The sequence below is a fragment of the Lysobacterales bacterium genome, assembly GCA_019634735.1.
GTDB lineage: Bacteria > Pseudomonadota > Gammaproteobacteria > Xanthomonadales > UBA2363 > Pseudofulvimonas.
Window position 1 is genome coordinate 141,457 of the sequence record JAHCAT010000006.1, and the last position, 24,083, is coordinate 165,539.

The 24,083-nt window shown below is 72.2% G+C and carries 15 protein-coding genes; 4 read left to right on the forward strand and 11 right to left on the reverse strand.

Annotation, left to right across the window (positions count from 1 at the left end; translation table 11 throughout):
- Positions 1–42: 42 nt before the first annotated feature.
- The 7 genes from purL to xerD form a co-directional block, all read right to left on the reverse strand.
- Positions 43–3,888, reverse strand: a complete 3,846-nt coding sequence (purL, locus tag KF823_07645) for a phosphoribosylformylglycinamidine synthase (protein ID MBX3725776.1) — start codon at positions 3,886–3,888, stop codon at positions 43–45.
- 139 nt (positions 3,889–4,027) lie between these two features.
- Positions 4,028–6,097: a hypothetical protein gene (locus tag KF823_07650; protein ID MBX3725777.1), complete on the reverse strand. Its 2,070-nt coding sequence runs from the start codon at positions 6,095–6,097 to the stop codon at positions 4,028–4,030.
- A gap of 263 nt (positions 6,098–6,360) precedes the next feature.
- Positions 6,361–8,385 (reverse strand): hypothetical protein, encoded by a 2,025-nt coding sequence (locus KF823_07655; protein ID MBX3725778.1) that lies wholly within the window; start codon positions 8,383–8,385, stop codon positions 6,361–6,363.
- Between the two features lie 142 nt (positions 8,386–8,527).
- On the reverse strand, positions 8,528–10,546 hold the full coding sequence (locus KF823_07660; protein ID MBX3725779.1) for a hypothetical protein: 2,019 nt from the start codon (positions 10,544–10,546) through the stop codon (positions 8,528–8,530).
- A 243-nt stretch (positions 10,547–10,789) separates the two neighbouring features.
- Positions 10,790–12,823 (reverse strand): hypothetical protein, encoded by a 2,034-nt coding sequence (locus KF823_07665; protein ID MBX3725780.1) that lies wholly within the window; start codon positions 12,821–12,823, stop codon positions 10,790–10,792.
- A gap of 165 nt (positions 12,824–12,988) precedes the next feature.
- On the reverse strand, positions 12,989–13,717 hold the full coding sequence (locus tag KF823_07670; GenBank protein MBX3725781.1) for a DsbC family protein: 729 nt from the start codon (positions 13,715–13,717) through the stop codon (positions 12,989–12,991).
- 374 nt (positions 13,718–14,091) lie between these two features.
- The gene (gene xerD, locus KF823_07675) at positions 14,092–15,033 is read right to left on the reverse strand and encodes a site-specific tyrosine recombinase XerD (protein MBX3725782.1); all 942 of its coding nucleotides are present in this window, start codon (positions 15,031–15,033) and stop codon (positions 14,092–14,094) included.
- Between the two features lie 43 nt (positions 15,034–15,076).
- Between xerD and KF823_07680 the strand changes: the two genes are divergently transcribed.
- Positions 15,077–15,535 (forward strand): RDD family protein, encoded by a 459-nt coding sequence (locus KF823_07680; GenBank protein ID MBX3725783.1) that lies wholly within the window; start codon positions 15,077–15,079, stop codon positions 15,533–15,535.
- 862 nt (positions 15,536–16,397) lie between these two features.
- On the opposite strand, the gene KF823_07685 is transcribed toward KF823_07680, so the two are convergent.
- Both KF823_07685 and KF823_07690 read right to left on the reverse strand, forming a co-directional pair.
- Positions 16,398–16,829, reverse strand: a complete 432-nt coding sequence (locus KF823_07685; GenBank protein MBX3725784.1) for a DNA polymerase III subunit chi — start codon at positions 16,827–16,829, stop codon at positions 16,398–16,400.
- Positions 16,830–16,839: 10 nt separating this feature from the next.
- Complete coding sequence (locus KF823_07690) at positions 16,840–18,318, reverse strand: leucyl aminopeptidase (GenBank protein ID MBX3725785.1); 1,479 nt, start codon at positions 18,316–18,318, stop codon at positions 16,840–16,842.
- A gap of 134 nt (positions 18,319–18,452) precedes the next feature.
- Between KF823_07690 and lptF the strand changes: the two genes are divergently transcribed.
- From lptF to KF823_07705, 3 genes are all read left to right on the forward strand, one after another.
- Positions 18,453–19,532 (forward strand): LPS export ABC transporter permease LptF, encoded by a 1,080-nt coding sequence (gene lptF / locus KF823_07695; GenBank protein ID MBX3725786.1) that lies wholly within the window; start codon positions 18,453–18,455, stop codon positions 19,530–19,532.
- Positions 19,532–20,617, forward strand: coding sequence for an LPS export ABC transporter permease LptG (lptG, locus tag KF823_07700; protein MBX3725787.1), 1,086 nt, complete (start codon positions 19,532–19,534; stop codon positions 20,615–20,617). The genes lptF and lptG overlap by 1 nt, the downstream gene beginning before the upstream one ends.
- A gap of 235 nt (positions 20,618–20,852) precedes the next feature.
- Positions 20,853–22,061, forward strand: a complete 1,209-nt coding sequence (locus KF823_07705) for a M23 family metallopeptidase (GenBank protein ID MBX3725788.1) — start codon at positions 20,853–20,855, stop codon at positions 22,059–22,061.
- A gap of 59 nt (positions 22,062–22,120) precedes the next feature.
- Here the strand turns inward: KF823_07705 and KF823_07710 are convergent, their stop codons facing one another.
- Positions 22,121–22,951, reverse strand: coding sequence for a response regulator transcription factor (locus tag KF823_07710; GenBank protein ID MBX3725789.1), 831 nt, complete (start codon positions 22,949–22,951; stop codon positions 22,121–22,123).
- 4 nt (positions 22,952–22,955) lie between these two features.
- Positions 22,956–24,077 (reverse strand): histidine kinase, encoded by a 1,122-nt coding sequence (locus tag KF823_07715; protein ID MBX3725790.1) that lies wholly within the window; start codon positions 24,075–24,077, stop codon positions 22,956–22,958.
- Between the last annotated feature and the right edge of the window lie 6 nt (positions 24,078–24,083).

Below are 24,083 nucleotides of genomic sequence, written 5' to 3' on the forward strand. Positions count from 1 at the left end.
TGGCAGCGGCGACCAGGGCGGGCGACGGGACCGTTCATCCGCTCACCCCAGCGCCGCGCGGGCGTTGCGGAACATCCGCAGCCAGGGCGAGGCCTCGCCCCAGCCGGCCGGCGCCCAGCTCATCTGCGCGGTGCGGAACACGCGCTCCGGATGCGGCATGGCCACGGTCACCCGGCCGTCCTCGCTGGTCAGGCCGGTGATGCCGCCGGGCGAGCCGTTCGGGTTGGCCGGGTAGCGCGACGCCACCGCGCCGTCGCCATCGACGTAGCGCAGGCACACCCGCGCCTGGCCCGGGTCGGCCCCGGTGGCATCGAAATCGGCGCGGCCCTCGCCGTGCGCGACCACCACCGGGATGCGGCTGCCGGCCATGCCGGCCAGCAGGATCGACGGCGAGTCGACCACCTCGACCAGGCTCAGGCGCGCCTCGTACTGCTCGGAGCGGTTGCGCACGAACACCGGCCAGTGCCGGGTGCCCGGGATGATGTCGCGCAGCCGGGCCAGCATCTGGCAACCGTTGCACACGCCCAGGGCGAAGCTGTCGGGTCGGGCGAAGAAGGCGGCGAATCGGTCGCGCAGCGCCGGGTTCTCCAGGATCGAGGTGGCCCAGCCGCGGCCGGCGCCGAGCACGTCGCCGTAGGAGAAGCCGCCGCAGGCAGCCAGGCCGGCGAACCCGGCAAGATCATGGCGGCCGGCGGCGAGGTCGCTCATGTGCACGTCGACCGCCTCGAAGCCGGCGCGGTCGAAGGCGGCGGCCATCTCGACCTGGCCGTTGACGCCCTGCTCGCGCAGGATCGCCACGCGCGGCCGGGCGCCGGTGCCGATCATCGGCGCGGCGACGTCGACGGCCGGATCGAAGGTGAGCAGCGGCACCAGGCCGGGCGCCGCGACGTCCAGGCGCGCCGCCTGCTCCTCGTCGGCGCAGGCCGGGTCGTCGCGCAGCCGGGCCATGGCATGGCCGGTGCGGCTCCACGCCACCATCAGGTCCTGCCAGTCCCACTGCGCCAGCTCGATGTCGCCGGCAGCGACCTTCAGCACCGGCTCGGCGCGGACCGTGGCCAGCACGCTTGCGCAGGCGTCCAGGCCGGCGTCGCCGAGCAGCGCCTGGAAGGCGGCGCGGTCGGCCTGCGCCACCTGCACCAGCACACCGGGTTCCTCGGAGAACAGCGCGGCCAGCGCCGCCTCCGCTGGCTGCGCATCCAGCATGATGTCGAGTCCGCAGCGGCTGGCCAGCGCCATCTCGGCCAGGGCGGTCAGCACGCCGCCGTCGGAGACGTCGTGGTAGGCCAGCACCAGGCCGGCGCTGCGGGCGTCGCGCAGCAGGCCCGCGAGGGCACGCAACCGGGCCGGCTCGTCGAGATCCGGGGCCGTGCCGCCGCGCAGGCCGAACACCTGGCCCAGGATCGAACCGCCCAGGCGGGCGCGCCCGGCGCCCAGGTCGACGTGCCAGACCTCGCTGGCGGCGTCGCGCACCAGCACCGGCGTCCAGACCTGGCGGACGTCGTCGATGCGCGCGAAGGCGCTGGCGACCAGGGACACCGGCGCGACCGTGGCGCGCTCGCCGCCGTCGCCGTTGCGCCAGCGCACCTGCATGGACATCGAATCCTTGCCGACCGGGATCGACACGCCCAGCGCCGGGCACAGTTCCATGCCGACCGCGCGCACCGCGGCGTACAGGGCGGCGTCCTCGCCGGGCTGGCCGACCGCGGCCATCCAGTTCGCCGACAGCTTGACGTCCTCGAGGCGGGCCACCGGCGCGGCCAGCAGGTTGGTCAAGGCCTCCGCGACCGCCATCCGGGCGCTGGCGGCGGCATCGAGCAGGGCCAGCGGCGTGCGCTCGCCGATCGCCATCGCCTCGCCGGCGTGGCCGTCGAAGTCGGCCAGGGTCGCCGCGCAGTCGGCCAGCGGCACCTGCCAGGGACCGACCATCTGGTCGCGCGCGCACAGGCCGCCGACGCTGCGGTCGCCGATGGTGACCAGGAAGCCCTTGTCGCCGACGCTGGGATGGGAGAGCACGCGCGGCAGCGCCTGCGCCAGGTCGATGCCGGTCAGGTCGATCGCGGCGGCGTCGGCGGGCGCCGTGTCGGCCTGCCGGTGCATGCGCGGCGGCTTGCCGAACAGCACCGACATCGGCAGGTCGATGACCGCCTCGCCGTCGCCGGAGCGCAGCAGCAGGTGTTCCTGCGCGGTGGCCTGGCCGAGCACCGCGAACGGCGCGCGCTCGCGCGCGCACAGCGCCGCGAAGCCGGCCAGGTCGTCGGGCCGCACCGCCAGCACGTAGCGCTCCTGCGACTCGTTGCACCAGCGCTCCATCGGGCTCAGCGCCGGGTCGGCACAGGGGATGGCGTCCAGGGACAGCTCGCCGCCGACGCCGGCGTCGTGCAGCAGCTCCGGCACCGCGTTGCTCAGGCCGCCGGCGCCGACGTCGTGGAGGGCGACGATCGGGTTGGCGGCGCCGAGCGCCATGCAGGCGTCGATCACTTCCTGGCAACGGCGCTGCATCTCCGGGTTGTCGCGCTGCACCGACGCGAAGTCCAGCTCGGCGCTGTCGCCGGCCGCCTTCGAGGACGCGGCGCCGCCGCCCAGGCCGATCAGCATGGCCGGCCCGCCCAGCACGATCACCGGGTCGCCCGGCGCGACCCGGCGCTTGGCGACGTGGTCGGGACGCACTGCGCCCAGGCCGCCAGCGATCATGATCGGCTTGTCGTAGCCGCGCACGCGGCCGCTGCCCTCGTCCTGCTCGAAGCTGCGGAAATAGCCGGCCAGGCAGGGCCGGCCGAACTCGTTGTTGAAGGCGGCGGCGCCGATCGGGCCGTCGCGCATGATCTCGAAGGCCGTGGCATAGCCCGGCGGCAGCGGCCGCTCGCTCTCCCAGGGTTCCGGCTGGCCGGGAACGCGCAGGTGCGAGACCGAGAAGCCGACCAGGCCGGCCTTCGGCTTGCCGCCGCGGCCGACCGCGCCCTCGTCGCGGATCTCGCCGCCGGCGCCGGTGGCGGCGCCGGGGAATGGCGCGATCGCGGTCGGGTGGTTGTGGGTCTCGACCTTGATCGCATAGGGCGCCGCCTCGGCCTGGCGCACGAAGACGCCGGTGGCGGGGTCGGCACGCAGACGGGCAGCGGCATGACCCTCGATCACCGCGGCGTTGTCGCTGTAGGCCGACAAGGTGCCGTCCGGCGTCACCGCGTGGGTGTTGCGGATCATCGCGAACAGCGAGCGCGACTGATCGACGCCGTCCAGGGTCCAGGTGGCGTTGAACACCTTGTGCCGGCAGTGCTCGGAGTTGGCTTGCGCGAACATCATCAGTTCGGCATCGGTCGGGGCGCGGCCGAGCGCCGCGTAGCTGTCGCGCAGGTAGGCGATCTCGTCGTCGCTGAGCGCCAGGCCCAGGGACCGGTTGGCCTGCGCCAGCGCTTCCGCGTCGATCCGCACCAGCGGCCGTGGCGCGCCGGCAGCGAACAGGTCGACCGCGGTCGGCGCGCGCTGCAGCCAGGTCTCGGTCATGGCGTCGTGCAGCAGTCCGGCCAGGCGCGCCGCCTGCGCGTCGTCCGGCGCCGGGCCGTCCAGCACCAGGCTGCGGCCGCGCTCGATGCGGCGCACCGGCAGCGCGCAGCCGCGCAGGATCTCGGTGGCCTTGGAGGACCAGGGCGAGATCGTGCCCAGGCGCGGCACCACGTGCGCCTGCGCCGCGTCGGCAGGGTCGGCAGGGCGCCCCTCGACGATCGGCGCCAGGCGCGCGACCAGGGCCTCGACATCGACGCCGCCCTCGGGATCGACGTAGTAGCGCCAGTGCGCGGCCCGGACGCGCTGGCCCAGGCCGGCCCCGGCCAGGGCCTGATTCAGACGGTCGAGCCGGAACGGGGACAGCGCGGCGGCGCCGTGGAGGACGATCATGCGGCGGCGGGGGGGCATCGGGGGGCGCCTAGGATACCGGAGCGGCCTGCGGCCGGTGCCCGCCGCCGTCCCGGGGTCGGCCCGGTGACCGATGCCGGAAGCGCCCGCACCGGCAGGGCGCGGACCCGCCCTGCCCGCCTCAGCGCAACGGCTGCCCGCCGTCGCGCGGCACCAGCGTCAGCACGGCCAGGCCCTGGGTCATCACCCCGGGCGCACCTGGACCCTGGCGGTTGCCGGAAAGCAGCAGGCGCAGGCCGTCCGGCGACACCGCGGCGACCTCGGCGTCGCGCCAGCCGTCGAGCGTCAGCCCGGCCCCGGCGAGCAGCGCCCGCAGCGACACCATGCCGGTGTGCTGGGTCCACACGAAGCCATTCCAGCGCCAGTCGTCCTGACCGGCCAGTCCCTCGGCCCCTAAGGAAAAGCCGTACGGCACGCCGGCCCTGCCGGCCACGATGCTGCCGTCGAGGGAGGCGCCACTGATCCCGTAGGCGACGCGGGGATCCTCGTCCGGCAGCCGGCCGAGCAGGGCGCTGCGGCCGTCGTCCAGCCGGTACCAGGGCTCGGCGTTCAGGGCCGGTGGCGATGGCTGGGTCCACATCGTCGCATTGCCGAACACCACGGAACAGTCGCTGGCGCAGGCCGCCGGTTCCAGCAGCATCCAGGGCCAGGGCTGGCCGGCGAAGACCGGGGGACCCCACAGGGTCTCGGGCGACTGCATGGGACCGGTCCACAACAGCGCCCGCCGCGTCGTGGATGCGCCGGGCGGTCGTACCGGGTCGACAAGGCCGATCACCGGACCGTCGTCGATGCCGGCGAACACCGCCGTCACCCGTTGGGAGCTGTGCTCCTGCATGGGCAGCTCCAGGGCCCCCGTGTCGGCACGCCAGCGCCATGCCAGCTGCGTACCCGGCGACTCGGGCCGGGACTGGAGCAGCACGACTTCGCCATCGCTCGATATCCCTGTGACGCGCGCTTGCTCGCCCAGGCCCGGATCGATGGGCGCCCAGGCGTCGCCGGACCAGCGGACCGGTACCGTGGACTCGTCCGACGCTGCCCAGGTTGACACCAGCACCGCGCCTTGCGCCGCCACCCAGAGCCGCCCGGCATGCCGGATGGATCCCAGCGTCTGCCACTGGGAGGCTCCCGGCTGCAGCGTGACCGCCCGCTGCCCCGTCTCGCCCGGCCCGCTGGTCGTCGTCCAGATCGCGCCCGAATCGCCGAGGCTTGCGAGACTGCCCGACGCAACCGCCCCGGGCAATGCAGCCACGGCACTGTCCAGTTCATCCAGTTGGAGCGTGTAGAGCACCCCAAGGGTCGGGGCCTGCCACGGGCAGCCGACGCGGTGGTTGGCGGTGAGCCGCTGCAGCTCCAGCAGACCGTCGCCGAAGCCGGGCAGCTCGGAGGCATAGACCGCATAGCCGCTCTCACAATCGATTTCCAGGGCAACGGCACCCCAGGCGATTCGTTCCACCTGGTCAGGATCGAACGCCGCGCCGAACCGGCCGCCACGCGTGCCGTGCACCTGCGCGACGATCCGCCCCTCGCCGTCGAAGCGGCCCTCGCCGATCAGCCAGTACTGCCGGCCCGCCGTGTCGTAGGTGTACCAGGTGAGGATCGCCTGCTCGGGATTGATCCACTGCAGCGCGTAACCTTCGCCGCTGCGCGACGGATCGAACCAGGAACCGCTCAGCCCGGCATGCGCCGCCGACGGCCGGCCGGTCGTCCCGTGCGGCCGCTCGCAGGCGCTGCCCATCAGATGCGCCAGCCGGCGCAGCGGGATCGTCAACGTCTGCCCGTAGGCCTGGAACCCGAACGTCGCGCGCTCGCAGTCCTCGAAGCGCAGCCGGCCGTTGCCGACCACCTCGCGCACCACGTCGTCAGGATCGAACGCCGCACCGAAGCGGGCACCGCGGGTCGCGACCAGTTCCGGGAACGCCAGGTACTCGCCGTCGGCGTCGCTGCGCAGCTCGCCCACCGCCGTCAGCCAGCGCTGGTTGCCGGCCTCGTCGTAGGTGAACCAGTACAGCAGCGCGCTGTCGGCATCCAGCAACTCCAGCACCCAGCCCTCGCCGTCGCGCTCGGGCGCCGACCAGTGGCCGGCATGGCCGGGCTTGACCGGCATCGCCAGGGCGATCGCGGGTGCCAGCAGGAGCAGCAGGAGTGCGGCGAAGCCGTTGCGGCGCATCGTCGCGCGTTTTTTCGTCGACATGGCAATGCTCCAGCGTTGTCGCCTTTGCACCGTAGGTGCATCGCGCCGTGGGGTCAACCGCTGCTGCTCGCCTTGCACGGCCCGAGTATCCCCTTGCGTGCAGGAGGCACTGGCCAGATACGCATGACCAGGCCGCTCGCGAAACCGTGGAATACACACCGCAGGCAATCAGGTGCGCGGCATCCAACCCGTCTCGTTGCAGTCTTCCGGTCCTTGCCCGGACCTTGGCGAATACCCACGAGGCGCACGCCAGGAACTGCCCTTCACTCCATGCGAGGCACCAGAGTCAGCATGCCCCGGGCGAAACCAGACCCGTCGGTCCGCACGTACATCAACATGCGAAGCCCATTGGGCGACACTGACCGGACCTCGGCCCAGGCCCACTCGTCCACCGGCATGCCGGCATCCTGCAGGACCGTACTCAGGGCCGATATGCCTGTCAGCGGGGTCCAGACGAATCCGTCGGTCGTGGTGGTCGAGAATGCACTTGCCGAAGGTTGCGCGATCCGGCCCGCGACCAGGCTGCCGTCCTGTGCGCTGCCACGGATGGTGTACCGGGTCTCCACCCCCGCGTTGACCTGTCCCAGGAACGCGCTGCGACCCTCGACAAGCAGGTACCAAGGCTCAGCCCGGAAGCGGCTCGCGTCGTCGCCCGCCACCGCGGCGTCGCCGAAGACGATCCCGCAGTCAGCGGAGCACACGGAGGGTGCCACCAGGATCCAGCGAGGGGAGGCGGGGTCCTCCAGGTTCATCGGCGGGCCGGGCGGGCGCTGCGGCGGTTGCCGGGGATCCACCCAGATGACGGCCATCTGGTCGGCCGCACCGGAACCCGGCAATGCCGCGACCCGGCCGACCATCGGCCCAGAGGCATTGCCCAGCAAGGTCGGGGTGGGAGAGGTGTAGGGGCCGAAGGAAATGTCCTCGAACCCGGTGGTCGCCTGCCAACGCACGCGGCGCCAGGGGTCGTTCGGGGACTGCCGCGAGGGCGTCAGCAGGAATCCCCGCCCATCGGCGGAGACCGCGTTGATGAAGTCGAAGGGACCAAGCTCCGGTTCTGTCTGGGTCTGCCATTCCTGCCCATCCCAGCGCCCCCTCTGGTACGGCGCGAATCGTTCAGGAACATGGGTTGCCAGCACGATACCGCCCCCATCTGCCACGAAGAGCGAACGGACGTCCACGATCGTGCCCAACCGCCTCCACACCGAATCGCCAGGGGCGAGTCCGACCGCCCAGGCTCCCCCGAACACAGGCGCCCACCCTCCGCGCGCCCAAAGGGCGCCCGAATCATCCAGGTAGACGGGATCAGCCAAACCCACGTTCAGGTCCGGCTCGACCAGGCCGCTCGGCAGCTCGACGAACTCGACGTCATACAGATCGGTCAGCCGCGGCGCCTGCCAGGGGCAGCCCAGCCGGTGCAGGGCGGTCAGCCGCTGCAACTGCTGGCGGCCCTGGCCGAAGCCAGGCACCGTCGAGGCATAGTCGCCGGGGCCGCCGGCGCAGCCGATCGACAACACCACCTCGCCCCAGTCGACGCGCTCCACCTGGCCCGGGTCGAAGGCCGCGCCGAACCGGCCGCCACGCGTGCTGTGCACCTGCGCGACGATCCGACCCTCGCCGTCGAAGCGGCCCTCGCCGATCAGCCAGTACTGCCGGCCCGCCGTGTCGTAGGTGTACCAGGTGAGGATCGCCTGCTCGGGATTGATCCACTGCAGCGCATAACCCTCGCCGCTGCGCGACGGGTCGTACCAGGACCCGCTCAGCCCGGCGTGCGCCGCCGACGGTCGGCCGGTCGTCCCGTGCGGCCGCTCGCAGGCGCTGCCCATCAGATGCGCCAGCCGCTGCAACGGGATCGTCAGCACCTGGCCGTAGGCCTGGAACCCGAACACCGCGCGCTCGCAGTCCTCGAAGCGCAGCCGGCTGCTGCCAACCACCTCGCGCACCACATCGCCCGGGTCGAACGCCGCACCGAAGCGGGCACCGCGGGTCGCGACCAGCTCGGGAAAGGCCAGGTACTCGCCTGCGGCGTCGCTGCGCAGCTCACCCACCGCGGTCAGCCAGCGCTGGTTGCCGGCCTCGTCGTAGGTGAACCAGTACAGCAGCGCGCTGTCGGCATCCAGCAGCTCCAGCACCCAGCCCTCGCCGTCGCGCTCGGGCGCCGACCAGTGGCCGGCATGGCCGGGCTTGACCGGCGTCGCAAGGGCGATCGCGGGCGCCAGCAGGAGCAGCACGAGCACGGCGACAGCAGCGAAGCCGCTGCGGCGAATCCCAAGCAGTTCGTTCCTCGACATGGCGATGCTCCAGCGTTGTCGCCTTTGCACCGTAGATGCGCGGTGCCGCGGGGTCAACCCGGAGGAGACACAACGCAGGATCCGCGTCTCGCCCGCTCGCGCACCCAATGGCGCGCGATGCGCGGTGAACGGGAACCGGGGATCAGTCCACGCGCGGAACCAGGGTAAGTATCCCCAGCCGGGTCTCAAGCATGCTGGCCCGGAAGATGACCAGCATGCGAAGACCGTTAGGGGAGACGACCTGGACCCTGGCACTGATCCAGTCGTCGACTGGCACGCCACCTTCCTGAAGCACCGTACCCAGAGCCGACAGCCCGGTCAGGGATGTCCAGATAAATCCGTCCTCCGTGCCGTCGGCGAAGGCGCCGCCACCTGGCTGCGTGATCACCCCTGCCACCAGGCTGCCGTCGTGCGCGCCTCGAGCGATCGCATAGCGGGTCTGCTGGCCATGGTTGATCTGGCCCAGAAATCCGCTGCGTCCGTCGGCCAGCAGATACCAGGGCTCGGCCCGGAACCGGCTCGCATCGTCGCCAGCCAAGGCGTCGTCGCCGAAGATGATCCGGCAGTCGGCCGAGCAGGCAGAGGGGCGGACCAGGACCCAACGCAGACCGCCCGGGGCCGCCGGGTCCATCAGCGGTCCAGGGGGACGCAGTGGAGGCTGGGTGGGATCCGTCCAGACCACGGTCGCCTGGTCGCCCACCCCTCCGCCGGGAAGCACAGTGATCCGGCCTACCAGGGGGCCGGAATCGTCGCCCAGCAGGTGCACGGAATGCACGAGATAGGCTCCGGGGTTGATTTCCTGAATGCCTGTATCCGCCTGCCAGCGAGCCCGGGGACGAGTGCCCCCCGGCACGGGCGACGATAGGGAAAAAAGCAGTCCCCGACCATCGGCCGACATCACATCAATAACGTCCCCTATACCGAGTTGGGGTTCGACGATTGCCCGCCATTCCTGTCCATCCCATACGGCCGTGCGATAGCCTCCGAACTGGCTTACCCGGTAGCTCGCCATCAAACGGCCGCTGTCATGCCCACCCGCGAGCAGACTGTAGGCATCGGAGATGGTCCCCATCCTGTGCCATGCCGAGTCGCCAGGCGTATAGCTCAGCGCCCACAAGCCCATCAGGGGGGCAGCGCTCCCGAGACTCCACACTGCCCCGGCGTTGCTGATCTCGGTTCGACTCAAGAAAAAGCCTATCGATCGATCCGGGTCGGCCAGACGGGTCGGCAGCTCGACGAACTCGACGTCGTACAGGTCGGTCAGCCGCGGCGCCTGCCAGGGGCAGCCCAGCCGATGCAGGGCGGTCAGCCGCTGCAACTGCTGGCGGCCCTGGCTGAAGCCCGGCACCGTCGAGGCATAGTCGCCAGGACCGCCGGCGCAGCCGATCGACAGCACCACCTCGCCCCAGTCGACCCGCTCCACTTGGTCAGGATCGAACGCCGCGCCGAACCGGCCGCCACGCGTGCTGTGCACCTGCGCAACGATCCGACCCTGCGCATCGAAGCGGCCCTCGCCGATCAGCCAGTACTGCCGGCCCGCCGTGTCGTAGGTGTACCAGGTGAGGATCGCCTGCTCGGGATTGATCCACTGCAGCGCGTAACCCTCGCCGCTGCGCGCCGGGTCGTACCAGGATCCGCTCAGCCCGGCATGCGCCGCCGATGGCCGGCCGGTCATCCCGTGCGGCCGCTCGCAGGCGCTGCCCATCAGGTGCGCCAGCCGGCGCAGCGGGATCGTCAGCGTCTGGCCGTAGGCCTGGAACCCGAACGTCGCGCGCTCGCAGTCCTCGAAGCGCAGCCGGCCGCTGCCGACCACCTCGCGCACCACGTCGTCCGGATCGAACGCCGCACCGAAGCGGGCGCCGCGGGTCGCGACCAGTTCGGGAAAGGCCAGGTACTCGCCTTCGCCGTCGCTGCGCAGCTCGCCCACCGCCGTCAGCCAGCGCTGGTTGCCGGCCTCGTCGTAGGTGAACCAGTACAGCAGCGCGCTGTCGGCATCCAGCAGCTCCAGCACCCAGCCTTCGCCGTCGCGCGCCGGCGCCGACCAGTGGCCGGCATGGCCGGGCTTGACCGGCATCGCCAGGGCGATCGCGGGCGCCAGCAGGAGCAGCAGGACAGCGGCGAAGCCATTGCGGCGCATCGTGGCGCGTTCTTTCGTCGACATGGCGATGCTCCAGCATTTTCGCCTTCGCACCGTAGGTGCGCGGTGCCGCGGGGTCAATCGGCGGGCGTCCCCGTCACGGCACGCGCACCTGGTCTGCCCGGGCTCCCGATGGCGCATCGGCGGTGGCCGGGACCTGGGTCGGCCTTGCCACACGAGCAGGGCACTCGTCGGTCCTGCACCCGACCAGCAAGTCCCTTGGGTCGCCCCGCCCAGCGAACCCTGCGTCAGCGCGAAGGGACGCCTTCAGCGTGCGTTGGTTCGGGGAACCAGGGTGAGCAGGTATCGGCCCGCACCACCCACGACCATCATGCGAAGTCCGCTGGGTGACACCAAGTGGACCCGGGCGCTGCCCCAGTCGGCCACTGGCACACCAACCTCTTCCAGCACCGCACTCAGCGATGCCATGCCGGTGAGCTGCGTCCAGATGAAGCCGTCGTACCGGTCTGCGAACGGGCCGGCCGCCGCACTGGACTCCCAGCCGGACAGCAGGCTGCCATCCGCCGCGGCGCCCCGGAGAAAGTAACGGGACCGCGGCTGCTGGCTCGCCGGAACGGGCACGGCGCCCAGGAAGGCGCTGCGGCCATCGGCCAGCAGGTACCAGGGCTCCGCGCGGAGCCACGATGCGTCGTCGCCGGCCGCCGCCTCCCCGCCGAACACGATGCGACAATCGCTGGAGCAGGCGCCTGGGCGAACCAGAACCCAGCGCGGCGAAGCCGGGTTGCCGGGCTGCATCGGCGGGCCGGACGGCCGATGCGGCGGCTGGCCGGGTTCGTTCCAGATGATCGCCATGGACGAGGCGCCGCCCGCGCTTGCATCAGTGACGATGCCGACGGCGGGCCCGTCGCCGTCTCCCACCAGGAACGCGCGGGTGGCCGCATACGGGCCCCGCGGCAGCTCGACTGGGGCCGAGCCCCGGGTCCAGCGGTACTGCCCGACGGATTGGCCGGCCGCGAAACGCCTCAGCACAAGGTTCTGGCCATCGGCAGACATGGCCTCCGGCGCGTGACCTGGCCCGTGAACCGGATCGATGCCCTGCCAGGTCTCACCCGACCAGCGAACCGTCTCCACGCTAGAGCCGGAGATGGAGCCCCTGTACCCAACCAACTCGCCCCCCTGAGCCGCACCCCGGAACCAGTACATGTAGGCGGGCAGAGGCCCCAGCACCCGCCAGGCCGTGTCACCCGGCGAGAGGCTCACCACGGGCCTGAGCGGAGCTGCGAACGGACTCCCGATCTGACCTTCCGACCAGAGGGCGCCGGCGTCGTTCAGGTAACCAAGATTGCTCAAATCGGTAAGGATGGCTGTCTGGTTGGAGTGGCCTGGGTACTGCGCGTCGGCGATGTCGCGGGGCAGCTCCACCAGCTCGACCTCGTACAGGTCGGTCAGCCGCGGCGCCTGCCAGGGGCAGCCCAGCCGGTGCAGGGCGGTCAGCCGCTGCAATTGCTGGCGACCCTGGCCGAAGCCTGGCACCGTCGAGGCATAGTCGCCGGGGCCGCCGTCGCAGCCGATCGACAGCACCACCTCGCCCCAGTCGACCCGCTCCACCTGGCCCGGATCGAAGGCCGCGCCGAACCGGCCGCCACGCGTGCTGTGCACCTGCGCGACGATCCGACCCTGCGCATCGAAGCGGCCCTCGCCGATCAGCCAGTACTGCCGGCCCGCCGTGTCGTACGTGTACCAGGTCACGATCGCCTGCTCGGGATTGATCCACTGCAGCGCGTAACCCTCGCCGCTGCGCGACGGATCGAACCAGGATCCGCTCAGCCCGGCATGCGCCGCCGACGGCCGGCCGGTCGTCCCGTGCGGCCGCTCGCAGGCGCTGCCCATCAGGTGCGCCAGCCGGCGCAGCGGGATCGTCAGCGTCTGCCCGTAGGCCTGGAACCCGAACGTCGCGCGCTCGCAGTCCTCGAAGCGCAGCCGGCCGTTGCCTACCACCTCGCGCACCACGTCGTCAGGATCGAACGCCGCACCAAAGCGGGCGCCGCGGGTGGCGACCAGTTCCGGGAACGCCAGGTACTCGCCTTCGGCGTCGCTGCGCAGCTCGCCCACCGCCGTCAGCCAGCGCTGGTTGCCGGCCTCGTCGTAGGTGAACCAGTACAGCAGCGCGCTGTCGGCAGCCAGCATCTCCAGCACCCAGCCCTCGCCGTCGCGCTCCGGCGCCGACCAGTGGCCGGCATGGCCGGGCTTGACCGGTATCGCCAGGGCGATCGCGGGCGCCAGCAGGAACAGCAGGGCAGCGGCGAAGCGACCTGCCCGGGAGCGGACGCAGGCATTCATCGAGATGGCGTCATCGTGGCAAGCGTGGCTTTGTACGGTAGGCCACGCCCGCCGGCAGGTCAAACCAGCGACCTGGACGGGTCGGCGCGCCCGCCTCCCCGCCCCCGGAAAAGCCGCGGGCCCGCGCGTGGCGGGCCCGCTGGAACTGCCGCAGGGCGGTGCCGATCAGTCGGTGCCGGCCGCCGCCTGCTTGAGGCCGTCCAGCCGCATCAGCAACTGGTCGGCGGGCATGTAGCCGGGCAGCAGGGTGCCGTCCTCGGTGATCAGGGCCGGCGTGCCGGAGATGCCGATCTGCTGGCCCAGCGTGTAGTCCTCGCCGACCGGGTTGGGGCAGGTGCGCTGCTCGACCTCCTGGCCCGCCTTGGCGCGGGTCATGGCGTCGCGGCGGTCCGGCGCGCACCAGACGTTGACGGCCTTCTGGAAGGATTCGCTGCCGACGCCGGCACGCGGGAACCACAGGTACTCGATGGCGATGCCGCGAGCGTTGTACTCGGCCATCTCCTGGTGCAGACGCCGGCAGTAGCCGCAGTCGATGTCGGTGAACACGGTCAGCCGGTGCTTGACCTCGGACGGCGCGAACACGATGCGCTTGTCGGCGGGCACGGCAGCCAGGGCCTCGCGGCGGGCGCCGGCGCGCTTCTGCTCGGTCAGGTCGACCCGGTTGACGATGTCGAACACCGCGCCCTGGACCAGGTAGCGGCCGTCGGCGGTGACATAGACCACCTGGCCGCCGAGGGTGACCTCGTAGAAGCCGGGCAGGGTCGACTCGGCGATGGCGTCGATGCTGGCGCCAGGCACCAGGCCCTGGATGGCCTCGCGGACCACCTTGTCGTCGGCGCTGGCAGGAAGGGAGGCGGCCAGCAGCAGGCCAACGGCGGCAAGGAACTTGTTCATCGGGTCATCCGTCAGGGGCGGGGCGTGGGGCTCCGACCGCGCCGGGGGCGTCAGGTTCCCCACCGCGCACCGGCGGCGGGACGCTGGCGCGGCCAGCCTGGCGCGGAGCGGGGCGCAGGGTAGCACGGGGCGGAGGCAGGGCCCTCCGGGGCGCAAGCGCCGGTGCTGGAGCGCGCCGTGTCCCGTGACCGATGTCGCAGCGACACCGCGACCCGCCACCGAGGCGGTGTGCGACGTCAGGCCCCTTGCCGTCGCCCTGCCCTGCCCCTCGTTGCGTGGACGGCGCCTTCCGATCGCCTGACAGCGATGATGTGGGCGGCTCAGACCGCCGGCGCCGCGCGGATGAAACCATGGGCCGCAGGAGGGGCCACAGGTCAGCCGCGCGGATGATGGGCCGCGTGCAGGCGCTTCAGCCCCTCGCGGGCGACCAGGGTGTAGATCTGCGTGGTCGACAGGCTGGCATGGCCGAGCAGGAGCTGCAGCACGCGCAGGTCGGCGCCGTGGTTGAGCAGGTGGGTGGCGAAGGCATGGCGCAGGCCATGCGGCGACAGCGCGGTGTCGATGCCGGCGACCAGGGCATGGCGCTTGATGAACTGCCAGAACGCCTGGCGGGTCAGCGCACCGCCGCGGGCGTTGAGGAACAGCGCAGGTTCGCCCGGGTGCCGGGCCAGCAGCGGGCGGGCGCCGGTCAGGTAGCGCTGCAGCCAGTGCCCGGCCTCTTCCCCGACCGGCAGCAGGCGCTCCTTGTCGCCCTTGCCGACCACGCGCAGCACGCCCTGGCGCAAGTTGACCTGGTCCAGGCGCAGGCCGACCAGTTCGGAGACGCGCAGGCCGGTGGCGTACATCAATTCCAGCATGGCGCGGTCGCGCAGGCCCAGCGGGGTGTCGACATCGGGGGCGCGCAGCAGCGCCTCGACATCGGCCTCGCCGGGCGCCCGGGGCAGGCTGCGCCCCGGCTTCGGGGCCTCGATCAGCGCCGTGGGGTCGGCCTGGATACGGCCCTGGCGGAGCAGCCACTGGCTGAACCGGCGCAGGCAGGACAGCAGCCGCGCGTTGCTGCGCGGCTGGTAGCCCGCGACCAGGCGCTCGGCGAGATGGTCATACAGCAGGGCGCGATCGAGCTGGTCCAGGGCCAGGCCGCGGCCGGCCAGCCAGCGGCCGATGCCGGACAGGTCCTGCCGGTAGGCGGCCAGGGTGTTGCGGCTGGCGCCGGATTCCGACCAGTGGTGGTCGAGGAACGCATCGACCAGTGCCGCGGCCGCGGCCGGCAGCGGCGGCAGGCCGGCAAGCGCAGGGGCGGGGCGGGTTCGCGGCATGCTGGTATGGTCCGTTCCCCGCCCTGCCCTGCCAAGTCCCGCCATGTCCGCCGAGCCGCCCGCCGCCCCCTGGCGCCGCCTGATCGCCTTCGTCTACGACCTGATGGCGCTGATCGGGCTGTGGTTCTTCATCGCCCTGGTGGCGGTGGCGGTCAGTGGCGGACCGGTCGGCTCGGCGATCGAGGACGGCGCCGTGCGGGTGCGCGACTGGCCGGCGCAGATCGCGCTGTATGTCGCCCTGTGGCTGGCCACCGGGCTGTATTACACGCTGTCCTGGCGGTTCGGCGGGCAGACCCTGGGCATGCGCCCCTGGCGGCTGGTGGTGCGCAGCCGCGACGGCGGCCGGATCGGCTGGGGCCAGGCCTGGCTGCGCTACCTGGTCGGCTGCCTGGTGGCGCTGCCGGCCGGCGCCGGCCTGCTGTGGACCCTGATCGACCGCGACCGCCGCGCGCCGCACGATCTTGCCGCCGGCACCAGGATGGCGCTGCTGCCGTCCGGCTGAGTCGTCCCCGGGCAACTGAGCGGGGCGTCCTGGGCTGGCCGGGTCAGGGGCAACGGCAAAGCTGGAGATCAGAGCGATCTCATCGAGCAAAGCCGGCAGGGGTCCTCCAGGTGGCTAGGCGGGCTCTCCCAGCACCTGGGTGCCGCGATTCTTTCGTCGTCGGGGGTTGGGACCGGGACTGGGGACGTGGGCGGGGGTGGCCAGAGATCTGGCAACGGGGTTCCGGGCTTCGAGTTCCCGGGAGTGCAGCGGGATCCGGTCCCTCATGCCGCGGCAGGTGAGCGTGCTTGGGGGTGGTGTTCCGGTACGACCGTTTCCGGGGCGCGCGGGTGCCCGTGGGCGTGGCCACGTTTTAGGGCGCGCGCTGGCCGGGGCGGCCCTCTCCCCCGCCCCTCCCCCGCAGGCGGGGGAGGGGAGAAGTGCGGTGCCGTCGCACTGGCGGTACGCGCTTGGCAGGGGCGCTGGCTGTGGGGGTGGCGATACGAAAGGGACAAGCCTCGCCGCGGGGGGAAGGACAGTTCACGCTCCGTCCCTGCTCCCTGGCTCCCTGGCTCCCTGGCTCCCTGGCTCCCTGGCTCCCTGGTCCCTGGCCCTTGGTCCTTTGTCCCTGGCCCCTGGCCCCTGGCCCCTGGTCCCTGGTGCCTGGCCCCTGGCCCCTGGCCCCTGGCCCCGGCCCCTGGCCCCTGGCCCCTGGTCCCTGGTCCCTGGTCCCTGGTCCCTGGTCCCTGGTCCCTGGTCCCTGGTCCCTGGCTCCCTGGTCCCTGGTCCCTGGTCCCTGGTCCCCGGTCCCCGGTCCCCGCTCCCCGCTCCCCGGTCCCCGCTCCCCGCTCCCCGGTCCCCGCTCCCCGCTCCCCGCTCCCCCTCAGGGCCCCAGCTCGAACATGACCGGCGCCAGCCCGGCGGCCTGGTAGTCGCGCCAGCGCTGGCGGGCGGCGGTGCGGCCGCGGTCGTCCTGGGGCACGATCTCGATGATCCGTCCCGGCGCGGCGGTCAGCGGCGCCGGGCCGAGGTTCAGCCGCACGTCGGCCTCGGGCGCCGGCTGGCCGGGCGCCGCGATGAGGATCCAGGCTGCCGCGGCGTGCTCGTCGTCGGCCAGCGCGTGGGGCAGGAACAGGCCCGGATCGACCGCCCACAGGCGGTCGTCCAGCACGCGCGCCTGCGTGGCGTTGCCGGCCAGCACCAGCAGCGGTCGCCCGCCGCCGGTGGCCAGCCGCGCCAGCAGGGTAAGCGCCGGCGCCAGGGGATCGGCGTCGGGAAAGCCGGCGGCGCGATGGAACTCGACGGCGTCCGGCATGGCGTGCGGCTCAGCCGGCGGCCTGGCGTGCCAGGTATTCCACCAGCAGCGGCACCGGCCGGCCGGTGGCCAGGCCCTTGCGGCCCTCGTCCCAGGCGGTGCCTGCGATGTCGAGGTGCGCCCAGCGCTGGCCTTCGGTGAACCGCCACAGGAAGCAGGCGGCGGTGATCGCGCCGCCCCACTTGCCGCCCAGGTTGGCGACATCGGCGACCACCGAGTCGATCTGCTCCTGGTAGTCGCTCCACAGAGGCATGCGCCAGGCGCGGTCGTGCTCGGCTTCGCCGGCCTCGAGCAGCTCGCGGGCCAGCTCGTCGTCGGCGCTGAACAGCCCGTGCGGATGCTTGCCCAGGGCGACCACGCAGGCGCCGGTGAGGGTCGCGCAATCGACCAGCACCTTCGGCTCGAAGGTCTTCTGGGCCCAGGTCAGCGCGTCGCACAGGATCAGCCGGCCCTCGGCGTCGGTGTTGAGCACTTCGATGGTCTTGCCCGACATCGAGGTCAGCACGTCGCCGGGCCGGTAGGCGGCGCCGTCGGGCATGTTCTCGACCGCCGCCACCACGACGCTCAGGTTGACCGGCAGGCGCGCGCGCACCGCTGCTTCGAAGGCGCCCAGCACGGTGGCCGCGCCGCACATGTCGAACTTCATCTCCTCCATGCCCGGCCCGGGCTTGAGCGAGATGCCGCCGGTGTCGAAGGTGATGCCCTTGCCGACCAGCACATGCGGCTTGTCGCCCTCGGCGCCGCCGCGCCAGGACAGCGCGATCAGGCGCGGCCGGTTGGCGCTGCCGCGCGCAACCGCCAGCAGCGAGCCCATGCCGAGGGATTCCATCTCGGCTTCCTCGAGCACCGTGCAATCCACGCCCTCCAGGCTGGCGGCCAGCGCCTGGGCGTGCTTGGCCATGTACTCGGGCGTGCAGATGTTGGGCGGCAGGTTGCCCAGCTCGCGGGCCGCAGCAACGCCGGCGGCGGTGGCGCGGGCGCGCGCCAGCGCCGGCGCGTCGGCGTCGCCGCCGGGCAGGTCGAGGCGGCGCAGGGCCACCGGCCTGGGCTTGCGGGTGGCCGTGTACTGGTAGGACTCCGCCGCGGCGACCTGGACGGCGTGGCGGATGCGCCAGGCGCGGTCGCGACCGGGCACGTCGATTTCCGGCAGCGTCAGCAGGGCGTCGGCGGCTGGCGTCTCGCGCAGCGCGCGCACGGCGACCGCCACCGCCTTGCGGTAGGCGGCGGCATCGAACTTGCGGCGATCGCCCAGGCCGACCACCAGCACGCGCGGTGAATCCAGGCCATCCAGGCGGTGCAGCACGCCTACCTTGCCCGACTTGCCGCTGATATCCTCGGCGTCGACCAGGGCTTTCAGGCGGCCACCGCAGGCTTCATCGACGGCTGCCGCCGCCGAGGTCATCACGCGGTCCTCGAAGAGACCGACGACAAGGGCGCCCACTGCCGCCGAAGCGGGCCGGGCCTGGGTCAGAGCGAAATCGATCGACATGGCATTCCTGCAGCAAGGGAACCGGGGCGCCAGCGGCGCCGCGGTCCGTGAAGGTGGTCCGGGATGATCCTGGGCGGCGCGCGCGCGGGCGCCCCGGCAGCACGTGAGTTTAGCAGCCCGGTCCGGAGACCCTGATGCTGGGCCGCCTCGACCGCTACGTGATCACCGAGCTGCTGCAGGCCCTGCTGGCGGTGATGGCGGTGATGCTGATCGTCGTGCTGGGCGGCGTCATGGCCGACACGCTGAGCAAGATCGCGCGCGGCAAGGTTGCCGCGGCGCTGCTGGTCTCGCAGATCGGCCTGCGCTCGCTGGAGGCGCTGGTGCTGATCCTGCCGCTGGCGCTGTTCCTGGGCGTGCTGCTGGGCCTGGGTCGCCTGTACCGCGACGGCGAGATGGCGGTGCTAGCGGCCTCCGGCTACGGCCCGAGGCAATTGCTGGTGCCGATCGCCTGCGTCGCCCTGCCGGTCGCCGCGGTGCTGGCGGCGCTGTCGTTCTGGCTGGCCCCCGGCGCCGCGCGCGCCGGCAACCGGATGATCCAGGAGGCAAGCCGGTCGATGCTGGTCGCCGGCCTGGAACCCGGCCGCTTCGTGGAGATCCCCGGGCGCGACGCGGTGCTCTACATCGGCGAGATGAACGCCGCCGGCACCCGCTTCGGCCAGCTGTTCGTCTACAACGAGCGCGAGGACGGCATCGACATCATCAGCGCCGAGTCGGGCGAGTTCTTCCGCGACGCCGTCGAGGAGCGCTACCTGCAGCTCGAGGACGGCTTCCGCGTCGAGGGCACGCTGGAGAACGCGGCGTTCCGGACCATGCGCTTCGAGCGCAACAGCCTGCGCATCCCCGATGCGCCGGAAACCCAGCTCAAACACCCGACCGCCGAGATCGACACCCTGAGCCTGCTCGAGGACGAGTCGCCGGCGGCGCGGGCGGAGCTGCACTGGCGCCTCTCGGCGGTGCTGGCGCCGCTGCTGCTGGCCTGGCTGGCGCTGCCGATGTCGCGCTCGCCGCCGCGACGCACCCGCTACGGCAAGATCCTGCTGGCCCTGCTGGCCTATCTGGTGATGACCAACCTGCTCGGCCTCGGCCGCGCCTGGCTGCAGCAGGGCGTGCTGCCGCCCTATCTTGGCCTGTGGTGGATCTACGCCGGCGGCCTGCTGCTGGCCGGCTGGCTGTACCGTCGCGACAGCCGCCTGCCCGGCGGCGGAGCCGGCTGATGGCGCTGCTGCCGGTGCGCCAGGTCGACCGCCTGCTGGCCTCGACGGTGGCCGCCAGCACCCTGGTGGTGATGGCGGTGCTGATCGGCTTCGACCTGTTGCTGGCCCTGGTCGGCGAGTTCGAGGACCTCGGCGAGGGCGACTACACCCTGGTCAAGGCGCTTGTCTACGTCGCCTACACGGTGCCGCGCCGCATCCACGAGAACTTCGCCTACTGCGCGCTGATCGGCACCCTGGTCGGGCTGGGCGTGCTGGCCAGCCAGGGCGAGCTGACCGCGCTGCGCGCCGCCGGCCTCGCCAAGCGCCGGATCGCGCTGGCCGCGGTCGCCGTGGTCGCCGCCATGACCCTGGCGGTGACCGCGATCGGCGAGACGCTGGCGCCGCAGGGCGAGCGCTGGGCCCAGGCCCTGGCGCTGCAGGCCAAGAACCGCGACTACGCGCTGTCCGGCCTGGGCCTGTGGGCGCGCGACGCCGACACCGTGATCAACGCCAAGCGCGTGCTCAACGACCGGGGCCGCCTGGAATTGCGCGAGATCCGCCTGTTCGCCTTCGAGCCCGGCGGCCGCCTCGCCGAGGTGACCCGCGCGGGCCGTGCCGTCCACGAGCAGGGCCAGTGGCGCCTGGACGAAGTGCAGCGCTTCCGCTTCCACGGCGACCGCGTCGAGTCGCTGGCCGCGGAAAGCGACGGCTGGCAGTCCAGCCTGGACCCGGCCGTGCTCGGCCAGGGCGCCATCCGCGCCCGCTATCTGGACCTGGCCGCGCTGTGGGAAAGCTGGCAGTACCGCAAGGCCAACCGCCTGCATACCCAGGACATCGAGGCGGCGTTCTGGATGCGCCTGTTCTCGCCGCTGACCACCCTGGCCCTGGTGTTCGCGGTGACGCCGTTCGCGTTCGGCGCGCTGCGCTCGGGCGGCTTCGGCAAGCGCCTGTTCCTGGGCATCGTGATCGCGGTCAGCTTCCATTTCCTGCAGCGGGCGCTGATCAACCTGGCCGACGTCTACGGCTACAGCCTGCCGCTGGTCAACGCCCTGCCCCTGCTGCTGCTGGGGGCGGCCGGCTGGCTGTACTACCACCGCCACCCGTAACGGCCACCTGGCAGCCGGGGCGGTCGCGCCGGGCGGTGTCCGGTCCGGCCGCGCACGCTGGCCGCGGACAGCACTAACCTTGCCCTGCCGCTCGCCGGTGTGCGAGCCGGGTGCCTGCCGCGTGGTTCCCTGCCATCGAGGCAACCCGTGGTTGCCCCCGGCGAGTCCAGCCACGCGTATGAGCCGATCCGGGCGCTTCCTGCGCCTAGTCGGCGAAACCCTGCGGAGTCCTGCCATGAAGCCCGTCCATCGCCGCACCGCGCCGTTCCTGCTGCTGGCCCTCGCCCTGCCCTGCGCCGCCCTGGCCGGCGATCCGCTGCCACCGCCGACCCTGGCCGCGGGCGGCGGCCTGGATGCCGACGCCCTGCCGCATGACGAGATGCCGCCGTTCGTGCGCGCCAACATCGAGCGCGAGCTGGCGCAGAGCCAGGCGCTGCTGCGCGCGCTAGGGCGGCTGCCCGCGCCCTCGTCGACCAGCGCCCTGGATGCCCTGGTCTGGCCGCTGCGCGCCCGGCCCGGCTACCGCGATCCGGACTACCACGGCATCTCCAACTACGTGGACCTCAACCCGGCTTTCCCGAACCAGTTGCTGGACTGGAACTGCGGTTCCCGCACCTACGACATGGCCAACGGCTACAACCACGCCGGCATCGACTATTTCCTGTGGCCGTTCCCCTGGCGGATGATGGACCAGGCGGTCATCGAGATCGTCGCGGTGGCGCCCGGCGTCATCCTGCACAAGCACGACGGCCACCCCGACCGCAGCTGCGACGCCAACGCCGCCGCCAACTGGAATGCCGTCTACGTCCAGCATGCCGACGGCACCGTCGCCTGGTACGGCCACATGAAGAACGGCAGCACCACGACCAAGGCGGTCGGCCAGCCGGTGGTGGCCGGCGAATACCTGGGCCTGGTCGGCAGCTCCGGCCGCTCCTCCGGCCCGCACCTGCACCTGGAGCTGCGCGCCGACGCCGGCGCCAACCCGGCCATCATCGAGCCGCATGCCGGCGCCTGCCGGACCGGCCCGACCCTGTGGGCCGCCCAGCGGCCCTACCGCGACAGCGGCATCAACAAGCTCGCCACCCATTCGGCCGTGCCCAACCACAACGCCGGCTGCCCCAACCCCGGCCAGGAAACCCCGAACTTCAGCAACCACTTCCGGCCCGGCATCGACAACCTGTTCGTGGTGCCCTACTACCGCGACCAGGTGCAGGGCGTCGCCGCCACCTACCGCCTGCGTCGCCGCGGCAACGTCGCCAGCCAGTGGCAGCACGCCAGCCCGCAGACCTGGAACGCCTCCTGGTGGTCGTGGTCCTGGCAGCCGCTGCCGGCCGGCACCGCCCATGGCGTCTGGATCTTCGAGGCGCAGTACGGCGACCAGGTCGCCCGCCACGAGTTCACCGTCGGCACCGACATCCTGATGGCGACGACTTTCGGCGGCTGAAGCCGCGGTGGTTCGCGCGACGGTGCGGAGTCCCCCAGGGTGCCGCCGCGAGCGGCTGCTCAGGTGCGGAAGCGCTTGAGCTGCTCGCGGTAGCTGCGGCTGAGCTTGACCTCGTGGCCGCCGTCCAGGGTCAGGAAATACTCGCCGTTGATGTGCGGGCGCAGCTCGCGCACGCGGTCGACGTTGACGATGGTCGAGCGATGGATGCGGGCGAAGCGGTCCTCGTCGAGCTTGGCTTCCAGCTCGCGCAGGGTGCCGCGCAGGATGTGGGTGGCACCGCCGGCGTGGATGCACATGTAGTCGCCGGCGGCGTCGATCCAGTCGATGTCGGATTCCTCGACCAGCACGGTACGGCCGCCGTCGCGGATCGCCAGGCGCACCGGCCGGCGCGGATCGGGCAGGGCCGCGCCATCGGCCAGCGCCTGCTCCAGGGTCAGTTCCGGCTGGCCGGTCACCGTGCCGAGCAGATTCAGCAGATGGTCGCGCTGGCGGGCGGCGGCGCGCGCCTGGGCGGCCTCGCGGACCCGGAACAGCGCCTGCACCAGGCGGGTCTCCTCGACCGGCTTGAGCAGGTAGTCGACGGCGTTGGTCTCGAAGGCGCTGATCGCGTAGTGGTCGTAGGCAGTCACGAACACCACCATCGGCAGCGACGACAGCGGCAGCCGGCGCAGCACGCCGAAGCCGTCGGTGCCGGGCATCTGCACGTCCAGGAACACCAGGTCCGGCCGCTGCGCGGCGATCACCTTGACCGCCTCGTCGCCGTTGCTGCACTCGCCGACGATGTCGATGTCGGTCTCGCCGGCCAGGCGCAGGCGCAGGCCGCGCCGGGCCAGCGGCTCATCGTCGACGATCACGGTGCGCAAGGTGGACGGCGGCTTCGGCGACTCCATGGGCTCAGCTTGACAGTGCGGATTCGAAGGGCAGGACGATCCTGGCTTCGCAGCCACCGCCCGGACGGTTGCCCAGGGTGAACCGGCTGCGCTCGCCATAGAGTACCCGCAGGCGCTCGCTGATGTTGACCAGGCCGACGCCGCTGCCCTGCGGCAGCCCGCCGCCGCTGGGCAGGCCGTCGCAGCCGGGGCCGGTATCGGACACGGCGATCTCCAGGCGGCCGTCGACGACACGGGCCTCGATCTCGATCACGCCGCCCTCGATGCGCTGCGAGATGGCGTGCTTGATGGAATTCTCGGCCAGCGGCTGCAGCAGCAGGCTGGGCACCAGGGCGCGGTAGGCCTGCTCGTCGATGCTGGAGCGCAGGCCCAGGCGCTCGGCGAAGCGCACCTTCTCGATGCCCAGGTACAGGTTCAGCGCATCCAGTTCCTGCTTGAGGGTGACCCGCTGCATGGGGTCGGAGTCCAGCGAGTGGCGCAGGAAGGCGCTCAGGCTGGTGACCATGCGGTTGGCGGTGCCGGTGTCCTTCTCCAGCACCAGGGTGGAGATCGCGTTCAGGGTGTTGAACAGGAAGTGCGGGTTGAGCTGGTAGCGCAGCATCTTGAGCTGCGCCTGGTGGGCCATGGCGTTGGCCTTGAGCGCGCTCTCGGTCTGCGCGCGCATCTGCCGGTAGTACTTGATGCCCAGGTACAGGCCGGTCCAGCTCAGGCATACGTACAGCAGGGAGCCGATGTAACCGATGTAGCCCCAGGGCATCTTCATGGTGCATTCGCTGGGCGGGTGCAGCCACAGGCAGTAGGGCACCGCCATCTCGACGTAGAGCAGCGCCCAGACCGTCGCCACCGCCAGCACGCCGATCGCGACCACCACCGCGAAGCGCGGCGGCGCGATGCCCCAGAAGCGCTTGAGCAGGAGGCGCAGTCCCAGGGTCAGCACGAAGCCCATGCCCGCAGAGGCGAAGCTGACCACGAAATAGGCCCAGTGCTTGCCGTAGCTCAGCGCCGACAGGTAATGCAGGGCGCCGTAGCCGATCCAGCCCAGGCTGTGCAGCAGCCAGAAGGAGCGCCGGCTGCCGTCGAGCACGGTCGCGGTGCGAGGGTCTGCGACGTCCGGGGCGGCGTTCATGCCGGC